The organism is Mucilaginibacter sp. A5337, assembly GCF_059690695.1.
The window spans coordinates 1-12,756 of sequence record NZ_JCAWEC010000007.1 but is presented as its reverse complement, the minus strand read 5'-3'; the positions used below and the strand labels follow the sequence as shown (position 1 = coordinate 12,756).

General features: G+C 41.3%; 15 protein-coding genes. 4 read left to right on the top strand and 11 right to left on the bottom strand.

Annotated features, from left to right (window positions below):
- Positions 1 to 35 precede the first annotated feature (35 nt).
- The 6 genes from AC59JO_RS22845 to AC59JO_RS22820 form a co-directional block, all read right to left on the bottom strand.
- Positions 36 to 1,475, bottom strand: a complete 1,440-nt coding sequence (locus AC59JO_RS22845; protein WP_497308224.1) for a tetratricopeptide repeat protein — start codon at positions 1,473 to 1,475, stop codon at positions 36 to 38.
- An 81-nt stretch (positions 1,476 to 1,556) separates the two neighbouring features.
- Positions 1,557 to 1,736 (bottom strand): hypothetical protein, encoded by a 180-nt coding sequence (locus AC59JO_RS22840; protein WP_497308222.1) that lies wholly within the window; start codon positions 1,734 to 1,736, stop codon positions 1,557 to 1,559.
- Between the two features lie 236 nt (positions 1,737 to 1,972).
- Entirely contained in the window at positions 1,973 to 2,575 is a 603-nt protein-coding gene (locus AC59JO_RS22835) for an NUDIX hydrolase N-terminal domain-containing protein (RefSeq protein WP_497308220.1), read from the bottom strand.
- A 290-nt stretch (positions 2,576 to 2,865) separates the two neighbouring features.
- Entirely contained in the window at positions 2,866 to 3,210 is a 345-nt protein-coding gene (locus AC59JO_RS22830; protein WP_413667129.1) for a hypothetical protein, read from the bottom strand.
- 118 nt (positions 3,211 to 3,328) lie between these two features.
- A complete protein-coding gene (locus tag AC59JO_RS22825; RefSeq protein ID WP_413667130.1) occupies positions 3,329 to 3,781 on the bottom strand; it encodes a cold-shock protein in 453 nt (150 codons plus the stop codon).
- A 70-nt stretch (positions 3,782 to 3,851) separates the two neighbouring features.
- Positions 3,852 to 4,043 (bottom strand): cold-shock protein, encoded by a 192-nt coding sequence (locus AC59JO_RS22820; RefSeq protein ID WP_413667131.1) that lies wholly within the window; start codon positions 4,041 to 4,043, stop codon positions 3,852 to 3,854.
- A gap of 390 nt (positions 4,044 to 4,433) precedes the next feature.
- Between AC59JO_RS22820 and AC59JO_RS22815 the strand changes: the two genes are divergently transcribed.
- On the top strand, positions 4,434 to 5,027 hold the full coding sequence (locus AC59JO_RS22815) for a dihydrofolate reductase family protein (RefSeq protein WP_497308217.1): 594 nt from the start codon (positions 4,434 to 4,436) through the stop codon (positions 5,025 to 5,027).
- Positions 5,028 to 5,207: 180 nt separating this feature from the next.
- Here the strand turns inward: AC59JO_RS22815 and AC59JO_RS22810 are convergent, their stop codons facing one another.
- From AC59JO_RS22810 to AC59JO_RS22795, 4 genes are all read right to left on the bottom strand, one after another.
- On the bottom strand, positions 5,208 to 5,951 hold the full coding sequence (locus AC59JO_RS22810) for an AAA family ATPase (protein WP_497308215.1): 744 nt from the start codon (positions 5,949 to 5,951) through the stop codon (positions 5,208 to 5,210).
- A gap of 45 nt (positions 5,952 to 5,996) precedes the next feature.
- Positions 5,997 to 6,806 (bottom strand): ion channel, encoded by an 810-nt coding sequence (locus AC59JO_RS22805; protein ID WP_497308213.1) that lies wholly within the window; start codon positions 6,804 to 6,806, stop codon positions 5,997 to 5,999.
- Between the two features lie 120 nt (positions 6,807 to 6,926).
- On the bottom strand, positions 6,927 to 7,397 hold the full coding sequence (locus tag AC59JO_RS22800; protein ID WP_497308211.1) for a DUF4145 domain-containing protein: 471 nt from the start codon (positions 7,395 to 7,397) through the stop codon (positions 6,927 to 6,929).
- 344 nt (positions 7,398 to 7,741) lie between these two features.
- Positions 7,742 to 9,196, bottom strand: coding sequence for an RtcB family protein (locus AC59JO_RS22795; protein WP_497308209.1), 1,455 nt, complete (start codon positions 9,194 to 9,196; stop codon positions 7,742 to 7,744).
- Between the two features lie 400 nt (positions 9,197 to 9,596).
- On the opposite strand from AC59JO_RS22795, the gene AC59JO_RS22790 reads away from it, so the two are divergent.
- Positions 9,597 to 10,658, top strand: a complete 1,062-nt coding sequence (locus tag AC59JO_RS22790; RefSeq protein ID WP_497308207.1) for a helix-turn-helix transcriptional regulator — start codon at positions 9,597 to 9,599, stop codon at positions 10,656 to 10,658.
- A 24-nt stretch (positions 10,659 to 10,682) separates the two neighbouring features.
- On the top strand, positions 10,683 to 11,237 hold the full coding sequence (locus tag AC59JO_RS22785; RefSeq protein WP_497308205.1) for an RNA 2'-phosphotransferase: 555 nt from the start codon (positions 10,683 to 10,685) through the stop codon (positions 11,235 to 11,237).
- Between the two features lie 348 nt (positions 11,238 to 11,585).
- Here AC59JO_RS22785 and AC59JO_RS22780 read toward each other — a convergent pair whose 3' ends face one another.
- Positions 11,586 to 11,834, bottom strand: a complete 249-nt coding sequence (locus AC59JO_RS22780) for a helix-turn-helix domain-containing protein (protein ID WP_497308203.1) — start codon at positions 11,832 to 11,834, stop codon at positions 11,586 to 11,588.
- Between the two features lie 334 nt (positions 11,835 to 12,168).
- Between AC59JO_RS22780 and AC59JO_RS22775 the strand changes: the two genes are divergently transcribed.
- Positions 12,169 to 12,630, top strand: a complete 462-nt coding sequence (locus AC59JO_RS22775; RefSeq protein ID WP_413667142.1) for a hypothetical protein — start codon at positions 12,169 to 12,171, stop codon at positions 12,628 to 12,630.
- Positions 12,631 to 12,756 lie beyond the last annotated feature (126 nt).

Sequence of the window (12,756 nt, the reverse complement as noted above, 5' to 3'; positions counted from 1 at the left end):
GCGTATGTATTACTGTAGACAACTAATGCAAAGCTTTAACCCTGTGCGGGTTTACGCTTTGCAGCATGTACTTTACTTTCTTTTTTCTCTGGCGAAGGTGCTGAGGCTGGCGTTGCCGGGTGCTGTGGCTTATGCCCGTGCACCAGTCGTTCATGCATAAAGTGTGTAAGCTTATGATGAAAAGGTACCAGTACCGAGGCCAGGCATACCAGGATCACCAGTTCAAGTACGGGTAAATGATTACTAATGCGCTGCACAAAAGGATGAATAAACAGGGTAAGAAACTCGAAGGCCAGCAAAAGGGCCAAAACGCTCATGAACTCAATTACTTTGCGATGGGTGCGGCTCTTGCTTAATAATAATACAATCAGGAAAAAAGTGGGTATAAACACAGCGATGCCAACCATTTGCAGGTTAACTATCCGTGCTTCTTCTTCGCGGTGCTTTTCTTCGGCAATTTCTTCCTGCCGGGCGGCTTCGTTAAAGCTCAGGGTTTGGATCTGTTTTATTTTTTCGGCATTGAACATGCTGTCTTTTGCAGCGATAGAAGTTTTCAGATATTGCAGTTCGAGATGATCGTTTTTGCCCCTGTAAACGTCAGTAAGCAGGTTGCTGGCATGAAAAATCCCTTCCGGGTACACAGCAGTTTTTGCAGCATTAAGGGCAAGCGTTGCATAATAGATACAGGAATCTGTTACGCCGGTTTCTTTGTAGAGCTGGGCTATGCTGTTATAGCTATCTGCAAGGCTGTTTTTGTCGTTTATTTTGGTGGCATAGTTTACACTAACTCGGTAGTAATCAAGCGCCAGCGCAGTGTGCCCCATTTTATAGTTAATATCGCCTAAAATGGAGAGTGTATTGGGCATGGTAGCCGTATCTTTCAGGGTTTGCTTTATGGCATAAGCCTGCATCTCATAGTTTAAAGCAGAATCTACTTTATTAAGCTTAATATAACAGTTGCCGATATTGGCCAGAATAATACCCAGGCGTGCGGTTTCATGCAGTTCTTCGGCTACAGCTTTGGCCTTAAAATGATAGGATAGGGCTTTTACATTATCCAGTTGGTCGGAATAAACAATACCTATATCGCTCAGGCTTTTTAAGATGCCGAGACGGTCGTTAATCTCCTCGCGTATTTTTAGTGAGCTGAGTAAAAAAGAAAGCGCCCGATCGTACTTGCCATTTTTCCATAAAACTACGCCCAGCCTGTTCATGCAATCGGCTTCGCCTTTTTTGAACGAAAATTTACGGGCCAGCTCAAGTCCCTGTTGGGCGTACATGAGTGCACTGTCGGGCCGGGTAGCTTGCAGTTGCAAGCTTAGTTGCCGTAAAGGTTCAACACCTGCGGTATCATTTTTATGCAGTGCTGCCTGTGCCCTTAATTCGTTTAGTGGTTTTTTTTGAGCGTAGGTATTCGAGGCGATGCCGGTTAAAAGGCATACGCAAACCATTCCCTTTAGTATGTGGTTAAGCATAATTATTAAATAAAACAAAGCCCCATTTTACAACGGGGGACAGATATACAGGGTAATGGTACCGGCCGGGTAAAACAGTTACTAACTATCCATCGACGGTTCTTCGGTTGCATCATCTGGCTCAGGAGAGGCTACAAATCCGTCGGCAGCTTCAATTTCGGGCTCCAGGCTTGTTTCATTTTCAGCAAATCCCATGGAGGTGTTTTTGTCCCTAAAACCCATGGAGGTGTTTTTGTCGAATGCTTTGGTTGATGTGCTCATGGCTTTAACGTTAAAATCAGTTTAAATTCAGTTAATAACTCAGCAGGCAGGTATATAAATATACAATTATATTTTATTGATAGTCAAATTTTTACGAATTATGTGAAGCAAATGTGATGCTTTGAGGCCTTATTTGCCCGGCAAGCGATATGAGTGGCTGTGGAGAGCCGAAAAAGGAAGAAAAATGAGCCTGTAATATGGGAGATAAACAGAAGTTAACCGGCAATAAAGCTAATTTATAATTGCGGAGGGCCCTTTTTTTGGTGGAGTAAAGCAGCCTGTACATATTCGCCATGGTTTTTATGCCAGCTGGTTATTTCGGCCGGGTCAGCAAATTTAATTTCGAGGCTTTCTATAGATGTTTCGATGTTGCCGCTGATGTATCTGCATAAGTAAAGCACAACTACCGAGCTGTGTGGCTGTCCGAATTGTCCGGCTGGCACGGAGAAAAATTTAATGATCTCGATAGGTTCAACAACCAGCCGGGCTTCTTCCCAAAATTCGCGTTTCATGGCTGTTTCCGGATCTTCGCCAACATCAACCCAACCGCCGGGCAGTCCCCATAAAAAATCATCACTGCGGTGCTCAACCAGTAAGCGGCCCTGCTCATCAAACAAAATGCCGTTAACCCCAACTTTGGGCGTAGCATATCCAAGGTCTTTATTAAACCGTTCCTTTAATACTTCAGTTTGCAGACCGGTAAATTCGCTATACTCCTGTGTGGCTATATCCAACAGTTTTTGATAGCGCTCCATATCGAAAGGACTTTTGGTGTACCTGATGCCGGTTTGCGCCAGGGCATAAATATTTTCAAGCAGATCGATATAGTTCTTTTTCATATGGAGACCGCAATATAACTAACAGCTGATATAACCGGGGTAAAGAAATTATAAAATCATTGTTTAAGTGTTTTGCGGATGGAGGGGATTTGTTACTTTTTGTACCTCGTCAACGAAATCGTAACAGCTTCCGGTGGAAAAATTATCCTAAAAAGCGAATTGGGTAAAGGAGCAGAATTCCAGGTTTATTTATCGGATATTAAAAAGCCGGCCTCAAATACAGAGAAGCCGGCTTGACGCTTGTGTAGCGGAGACCCGAAAGTTCCTTTTAGGGCAAAATCAAATTAGTGTTAACGCCTGATGCGGGCCGAATTAAATGCAACTAAATATTCGTACAATGGCTCAGGCGCGAAGCGGTCCAGAATTACTGCACTCTGAATCTTAACCACCTGGTTCAATCGGGCCTTAACCAACGCAAAAGTTTCGTTCAATAGTTCAGGTAATACCCTTGTTGCTACCGTTGGATAATACTGTTTCTCAAACGCCTTTTTCTCAGCGGCAGTAGCTATTTGTACGTCCCAATGCTCCTCGGGTTTAAATCCATTTTCCAGTGCTGTATTACCCAGGTCATAAATATATTCACTGGCTTTGTAGTTTGCGGTTTGTTTATCGTTAGTCATAGTTAATCTTTCCATTTTCTTCTAATTATACCAGGCTCCCATCATCGAGGCGCTCAAAGCAAAACAATCGTAGTTCAGCGTAGGTAATTCTATTTACGGCCTTCGTTCTTAATTGGCTACTCCCTATTCATAATTAATTAGCTTTCGTGACTTTGACGGCGGTAGGCCCTTTTTGTCCGGCTTCTACCTCAAAGGTAACTTTATCATTTTCTTTGATTGCGAATGCTAATGAATTGACATGCACAAAGATGCTTTCCTGGGTTTGAAGGTCTTTGATAAAACCGAAGCCTTTGGATTCATTGAAGAAAGTGACCGTCCCTTTCCTTATAACCTCCACTTCGATATCTTCCTGTTTTGGTGTACCTATCCGGATATCCTCTACGGATACTTTTTGCCGGTTACCAAGCTCCTGCGGCACTGAAGTAATATTGCCGTTAGCGTCAACATACGCCATCATATCTGCTAAGCCCAAGCCTTTTACCGAATTTGTTTTACGATCTTCGGACTTTTCTTTCTTACCCTGTTGTTTTTTGAGCTTTTTCTTTTCACGCTCTTTTTTATTGAATGTTTCGGTGGATCTACCCATGCTTTTGATTAAGTGTAACAAAAAAAGCATCCCCGAATAGAGGATGCTTTTACAATGATGATATAGTGTATTAAGCTATTTTTACATTTACTGCGTTAGGACCTTTACGGCCTTCCTCTACGTCATAACTAACCACGCTGTTCTCACGAATGTTGTCAATCAGACCTGTAGAATGAACGAAGATCTCGCTGCCACCGCTATTAGGTGTGATAAATCCGAAACCTTTTGTTTCATTAAAAAATTTTACTGTTCCTTGTTGCATTATATTTTATTTAATAAGTCTGCAAGGTAAGTATAAAAATTGATACATTTTCCTTTTGGTAAAAAAATTTAACAATAATTATCAAATGCTATATTTGAAGTGTTTTTAATAATTGTTCATAATAGAATGAATTGGCTTATTCATTTCTCATTCTTATAAGGCTGAGATGTAAATTTTGCGGTTAATTCTGCAGTGAAAAGAATTGTTAAAAGGTGGTTTTAAAGTATGGGTTGCCATCTATAAGCTCTCGTCTTTCAGTTTTCTATTTTATATTTTTTTCCGTCGCAATCATCCTATTATTTGTCGCATACACACCGCAGGTATTATCGTTCTGTTATGGAGATTTGTGTCATCACCAAAGCAATAACTTAAACATTAAATTAAAATCTTATGAGAAAGATAATCGTTTTAACATTCATGACATTAGATGGCGTAATGCAGGCACCCGGTGGCCCGGAAGAAGATCAATCAGGTGGTTTTAAATATGGCGGCTGGTCGGCACCTTTTACCGATGAAGTTTCGGGCAAAATGATGCAAAAACAAATGGAAGCGACAGATATTCTGCTGGGGCGGAAAACGTTTGATATTTTTGAGGAGTATTGGCCTAAGCATGCAGATTATTGGCCAGGTATTAACGAGGTAACCAAATATGTGCTATCCAACACAAAAGACAAATCCGACTGGAACAACAGCGTATTCCTTACAAGCATAGCAGATATTAAAAAGCTTAAAGATTCGGAAGGTGCAGATATTAAAGTTTGGGGGAGCGGAGAACTGGTTAAGTTGTTACTGAAACATGATTTGGTAGATGAGCTCTGGCTCAAAATATACCCGGTACTGCTTGGTAAAGGGAAAACTATATTCAGCCAGGACACCGTACCAACAACATTGGAGTTAACAGAAAGCACCGTTACGCCAAGCGGAGTGATCTTTGTTAATTATAAACGGGGCGGAGAGGTTAAGACTGGTAATATGGGGGCTTAAAACGGCATGACTGCTTATAGGCGAAAAATTTTCACACGAATTTTTACGTATTAATCGAATTACACGATTTGAGCCAAATTGGAGATTCGTGTAATTCGATTAATTGTGGCAGGTTTGAAAAGCATTCGTGTAGAAATTTCAGAAATAGGTTTTACTCATACCGGATTATTTTAGAAACACTCATTCTCCAAAAAGAATCCTGGTCATTTCGGCATGGTTATTCAGGAAATGTCTGGTAACCATGTAGTGTTCTGTTTCTTCGTAGCGCACTTGTTTGATGCCCGAATCGTCCAGCTGGTAAATGGTTGCGCCCGGATAGGCTAATAAAATAGGGGAGTGCGTGGCAATAATGAATTGTGAGTTTTCATTCACCAATGTATTGATCAGCGAGAGTGCTGCCATTTGCCGGTTGGGCGAAAGCGCGGCCTCGGGCTCATCAAATATATAAAGACCGTTGCCGGTAAGCCTGTTGGTGAGCGTAGCCATAAACGATTCGCCATGCGAGCATTCATGGAGCGACCTTACTCCATATTGCCTTTCAAATGTACCTTTATCATTTTCATAAACATCTTCCATATAAGTAGCCAGGTTGTAGTAACTTTCGGCGCGCAGAAAGAAATAATCGGTTGGCTTTTTAAAGCTTTTGATGCTTGTTAAATAATTGAAAAGCTGCGACGAATTATTATGCGTTTGAAACTGTGCATTTTTTGAGCCGCCCTCGGTACTAAAACCCATATGTAAAGCAATAGCCTCAATCAGCGTTGATTTCCCCGAGCCGTTTTCTCCGATGATAAATGTAACATCGGGGTGAAACTTTAATGAGTTTAAACTCCTGATAGCCGGGATCTGAAAAGGATAGGCGTTGAAAGATGGCACCATATCGCGTTTTAGCTGGATCTCTTTGAGAAAGGGTTTGGCTTGCATGTTAAGGACTGATATTGTAGTCGGAGGCTATGAGAATTAACAAATTTAGGTTGGTTTTCGAGTGTTATTCCATTTGTTAGGATATTTGACCTTTGCGTTATAATAAGTTGGGTCTTGTACTTTCGACGCAAAAAAGTTTAGGAAAAGAGCTACAAATATTAAAAAAACAATTATTTGGGAAATGACCAAATATTGTCCAAAGGAATTTTTGACGTATAGGTCTCCGTAACCCACCGTTGCGGAGGTAACAAAGCTAAAATAAATAGCCTGTAAATGTGTTGTTAATGTAGAGTTGAAAAAATTAGGATTAGAAAAATTACAATAGCTATAAATTACAGCATAATCAAGACATATCTCTATGTAATTTATAAAGAGACTTGTAAGAGAACGTCGATAAGAAATTGGAGCGGCAAATTCATTTGATAAGAAAATCAATGCAGCTAAATATACGAGCGTTTCTAATCCCAGATATCCAACAATTAAAGCTGTGGCCGGATAATTTGTTAAAGTTAACTTGAAAAATAAAATTGGCAGGAGAAGTTTTAATATTACATAGAACTCAACTCCAAGTTTTCTACCAAGTAAACCTAATTTGCCAAATAAAGAACGAATATATAGTCCTGGAAATACAAAGATTAGTAATGCTAAAGACAGCCGAATTAATCTTTCAATTCCAAAGTCTTTGTAATATTTATTGTTCCATATTCGTTTGACATTTAAACAATGATTTTTTATTGCCGGACGTAAGTTGTTGGTCGGACGAGCGTGATCCTGGCCTAATAGTAGTATCGTAAAAAATAACAGTATTTTATCGATTGTTTTTTTTATAGACCGCCATCTTTTATTTTCTGACATTTGGCTATGGTTATCGTTTAGTAAGAATCTTTCTCCGTTAATCAACGAATATCATTTGAGATTTTCTAATTCATTATCCGTGGACTGAGTCTACGGATAATGAATAGCAGCTTTATAATATTATGACGGCATTGCATTGATCATCTGATCAGTTAGGTACTCGGTTTCTATCCAATGGGTAGTCAATTGTATTAACTGTTTAAGATGTGTCACATCCATGTTAATCCATTTTCTAACATAATGGGTTTCATCATTGCCTAACCAAGCCGCCCTACTTGCAATTTCTTTTATTTTCTGGCTGTCGATATTATTTTTAATACAATCACCAAGCAATTTCTTTTCTACTGAATCTTTTTTGGTAGGGTCCTTAAATATTATATAATCCTTAATTAGAAATTCGAGAGCTTTTCTAAAACCCATCCCACAAATTTCATCTAAACCACCTTGTTCTGATATTTCGGCTTGATTATATAAATTAACAAAAGATGGAGATATTTTGTTAATGATATCAGGGTGTTCCGTCGGAAGAGGGCTTCCTAAAAGATATCTCGAAAGGTGATGAGTGTTTCTAAAGTCAGTTTCGTATTTCACGACAAAGTATTTCAAACATTCATTTCTCACGCATGTAAAAGATGCGAATAGCGCATCATGATTTACGTATCCAAAAATATAATTGGGAACCAAAGAATAGTGACAATGTGGGCAATAATCTGGTAAAGTTGATACATATATTTCTACGATTCCATTAGGAGAACTAACTCGAATGTCCATTTGAGATAAAATTAAGATATTAAAATACTTCGTTTGTTGTTTAGTATATCTGGTAATAAAAATAACAAAAATAGCCTGAAAAAAGGGGGGGATACCAATGTCATCCCCGCTTCTGCAAGCGTCTAAATTAAAATACAAACTCCCCCTTTAGGGGGCCGGGGGGCTTAATCCTCCGGCTTTTCCTTAGCATCCGCCATCCTCACAATCCTCGGCTGAAAGCTTGCCAATATATCAACCAGATCATGCTGGGCGGCCATTACGGCATGGATGTCTTTATAAACCATCGGTGCTTCGTCCAGGTCGCTGCCCATCAGGGTGATACGTTTATCTACGAGATTAGCAGCCACCGCTTTTGGATCGATAGTTTTAAAGGCGGCGCTTCGGCTCATTAAACGGCCTGCACCATGCGATGCCGAATTGATGGAAGTCGCGTTACCCTTACCACGCACTACAAAGCCCGGTGTGCTCATGCTACCAGGGATGACCCCTAATACACCTTCACCGGCCGGGGTGGCGCCTTTCCGGTGCACCATTACTTCGGTACCATCGGCAAGCTGCTCTTTCCAGGCAAAGTTGTGATGGTTCTCGATCATCATTACCGGTTTAAGGTTGAGGGCACGGGCAATCTTGTTGTGGATTTCGTGGTGATTGGCGCTGGCGTAATCGCCGGCCAGGTTCATGGCAATCCAGTATTCCTGCCCCTCGTCGTTATCTAAATTTAACCATGCCAAATGTTTGGCTTCCTGCGGAAGTTTGGTTTTGCTCATGGCTATTTTTGAGTAATGATCGGCAATGCTACCCCCAAATCCGCGTGAACCCGAGTGCGACAATAAAGCGAGGTAACTACCGGCCGGGATGCCTTCAAGCGCACCTTCGGTAACGCTAAGCTCACCCCATTCAACAAAATGGTTACCGGTTCCTGATGTACCTAACTGGGCATAAGCTTTGTCTTTCAGGTTCCGGATCGCTTTGGTTTCGCTCCAGGTAGGGCGGTCGAACAGCGAGGTATCAAAATGCGTTTTGGTAACTCCGCCAATGCCAAAGTTGGTATGATCAAGCAAAAGCCCTTTAAGCATGTCGGTTTCGGTATCAACCACACCTGCAGGCAAATCAAAAATGCTCAAACACATACGGCAGGCAATATCTACCCCAACTGCAAAAGGAATGATGGTATTGGCAGTTGTAGCCAGTACGCCGCCGATAGGCAGGCCGTAACCCTGATGTGCATCGGGCATTAAAGCTCCTGCCACGGCTATCGGTAATTTAATCGCGGTTTTCATCTGCGCAAGCGCACCTACCTCAATATGCTCAAGACCGTAAACCGGGAAATCGGCAATCTCCTGTTTCAGGGCAAAAGTAGTTCGCGGTTGTTTCAGGAATTTTCCTTCTTTACGCAAATCGATAACCGCTTCGGCCAGGTTTTTAAATTTACCGCCTTTTTTAAGGGCATAAGGCATAGGGTCGTCAATAAGGGCTTCCAAATTAGCCAGGATCTGTTCCTTATCCATTACGCCATGTTTTAACAGGCCATTGGCCACACGGCTAAAGTTCTCTAATATTTTTACGTCGTTAATACCTAATGCGGTTAATTCGTTGTTGCTTATTTTTATCTTTTCCATAAACCTCACCCTAACCCTCTCCAAAGGAGAGGGGATTGATTAATTTAATTGTTTTTTACTCCCACCTTTTCTAAAGCCCTCCCATTTAGGGAGGGGGGCGGGTTAACGATACAAAGTAATATCACAACTGCGCAATGTACTTGCGTAGTGAAAAATAATTTAATAATATTATAAAAAAAATGAGGAACCCTGGTGCCGACTCACCCCGACATCGCTTCGCTTGTCGCCCCTCTCTCCGGCTTCGCCGCAAAGAGGGGAAGAAAAAACAGGGAAAATTCCCTCTTTTCGCCGCAGGCGAAGAGAGGGATGTCCAGCGCAGCGCAGACAGGGTGAGTAAACACAGCCATAAATCCGAATTAAATAAATCCGAAATCGAACATCCCACATCCGAAATCAAAATATGCCTGTAAACCGCAACGCCCTTATCCGATACCGAACCATTGACAGTTGCCTGCAAAACCGCCGCAAACAATGGACGCTTGACGACCTGATTGAAGCCTGCTCCGAAGCTTTGTATGAGTACCAGGGGATTGACAGTGGTGTAAGCCGCCGTACGGTACAGGCCGATATTGAAATGATGCGCAGTAATAAGCTTGGTTACGAAGCCCCCATTGTAGTGATCGATAAAAAATACTATACCTATTCGGATAAAAATTACAGTATCAACAACATTCCGCTTAACAACCAGGATATGCAGGTGCTCAGTGAGGTTGCCGGTTTGCTGGGCCAATTTAAAGGCCTCGGCCACTTTGCTGATCTTAACGAAATGGTTACCAAACTGGAAGACAAGATCTACAGCCAGAAAACACATAGCGTACCGGTGGTAGATTTTGAAAAAAATGATAACCTGAAAGGGTTGGAATGGATAGAGATTATCCGTAAGGCAATTGTGGCTAAAAATACAGTTTGTATTACCTATCAGTCGTTCAAGGCCAGGGAAGCCAGCACATTTTGTTTCAGCGCTTATTTGCTGAAGGAGTACCGTAACCGCTGGTTTGTGCTGGGCGTAAAGAATTTAGGGAATAAACAATTGCTTACGCTGGCACTCGACAGGATCCAGACTGTTGAAGTACACACAGATGAATATATTGAAAATAAACAGGTTAACCTCGCTACGTATTACAATGATGTGTTGGGTGTAACTAAGTCGGCAGGACAGCGCGATGTTGAGGTAACTTTTTGGGTAGATGATAAAAATGCCCCGTATGTTATTACCAAACCGTTGCATCACACGCAAAAAATATTAAAGGTTACAGTGGACGGGACAATATTCAGTATAAAAGTGGTCATGAATTTTGAACTGGAACGCGAGCTGCTTGGTTTTGGGCCTAAACTAAAAGTGCTTGGTCCGCGGATATTGGTTAAGCAAATGAAAGACCTGTACCGGAGATCACTGGAGCATTACACAGGCGATAGCCCGGTTCTGCAGGGAAAGAATTTGAGTGGTTTGTTGAATTCATGATATAAAATTTATCTTAGTACTATTATGATAAGTGAAAAAGAAACTACCTCCCTAAGTAAATTTTTAAGTCTTGTATTGCGTCATCAGCCCGAAACAATTGATATCAAACTTGATGAACAAGGTTGGGTAACAGTTGATGAGCTGCTACGAAAAGCGCAGGCACATGGTAAAAATATATCCCCGGATGTACTGAACCATATAGTTGAAACTAATGCAAAAAAACGTTTCGCGTTTGATGATACCGGGAAGAAGATCCGTGCCAGCCAGGGACATTCGGTTGAAGTGGAGCTTGGTTATGAGCCGCAAACGCCCCCTGATATATTGTATCATGGAACCGGGAGACAGTCGGTCGAATCTATTTTGAAAACAGGGCTCGAAAAACGAAGCCGGCAACATGTGCATCTGAGCAGCGATATTGATACAGCTGTTAAAGTTGGGCAGCGTCATGGCAAACCTGTTATATTAACCGTTGCGGCAGGAACAATGCATTTGCAAGGTCACAAATTCTATCTGTCAGAAAACAAAGTGTGGCTTACTGATTTTGTACCAACAGATTTTATCGGAAAACATTCCTCTTAAGCTTAAATAAATCCGAAATCGAATATCCGAATTCCGAAATCAAAATTGACTTTTGTACCAAATTAGTCGAAACTTTATTTTTCAAAACACTTGCAGCACATGTAGCAAACCTGTTACATTTAGGAAATTATAAACTGAAATGCCAAAACACATCCTGATTATTTACGTATTGGTTGCCTGCTGTATCCTGGGCATTATGATTAACGCATTTGTAAAATGTTGGTTAAGTAAAAGAGCCGAACAAAGGCGGATGCTGAAATCCGTTAACCGTTCCTGAAGTTTTATCGTTAACATAGCAGGTCTTGTAATCAAAGCGGGACCTGCTGCAAAACACTATCCGGTTTTTGGCTATCCTTCGGTGATGTTTACAAGATTTATCACCCTAACCCCGAAAATATCCGCAATTAATATAAGCCGCTCAAGCGTTAAGGCTGTATAACCAAGTTCAAGTTTACTATACGTATTTTGAGAAATATCAAGCCTGGCCGCCATATACTCCTGCGAGTAGTTTCTGTTTTCCCGTAGCTTTCTGATATTATCTGTTATCAGTTTAAGCTTATCCTTAATCTCCGCATATGGTATGTTTATTTTCTTCATTATTTCATAGTAGTATAAAATATATCTAATTACGAAATTTTTATCGGATTGGATTTTTGAACCTGAAAATAGTTTATGAAACTACAGGCTTCGTCTTGTTATTTGAGGAGGGGTATGGTTACACCGGCACCGTTAAATAACGTAAAACCCGCATTTCGAAAGCGTATAAACACGGTGCCAACCGGGGATTTTTATCCTCAATTTTATCTTCTCTAATTAAAACCGGCTGGCCGTAACATCAATTTGCGGTTTTCTTAACCGATGAGATGGCTTGTTGCTGAATATCTGTGCGAACTAATCAACATCAAATTATATAAACCTTAAATTACAACCTATGTCTTTTTTATCAAACCTTTGGGACCATGTAAAATCCCTGTTCCACAACGCTTCTGGCGCTGTGCATGAAATTATCACTGTGGCCGATAATGTTGCCAATACCCTCAAAAACCTTGAAGCAAGTCAGGCTGGTCAATTCCTGGAATCAACACTTGAAACCCTGGTGCCGGCATCTGCCGTGATTGTAAATGGTATTAAATTATGGCTGCCTAAAGTGGTTACAGACTTGAATTGGGCTGTGCAGGAAGACGGCAAAACCGATGAACAAAAGATAGCCGATGCTGTGGCTTATCTGGCAAAACTGAAAGGCGTCAATCCAGATGCTTACGCAGGTCAGCTAAATACCTTGAATGCCCTCATCCAAAAATGGATGTCGGACCAGCAGGGTGCCGGGCTCAATATTCAGCAGGCCCTTACTATAAGCCAGGTAAACCACAATCCAGATCTGGTTTCGGCCTAATAATTATGCTGTAATGAACACTTACGAAGTTTGAAGAACTTCGTAAGTGTTCACCTTTCACCTTTCACCTTTCACCTTTCACCTTTCACCTTTCACCTTTCACCTTTCACCTTTCACCTTTCACCT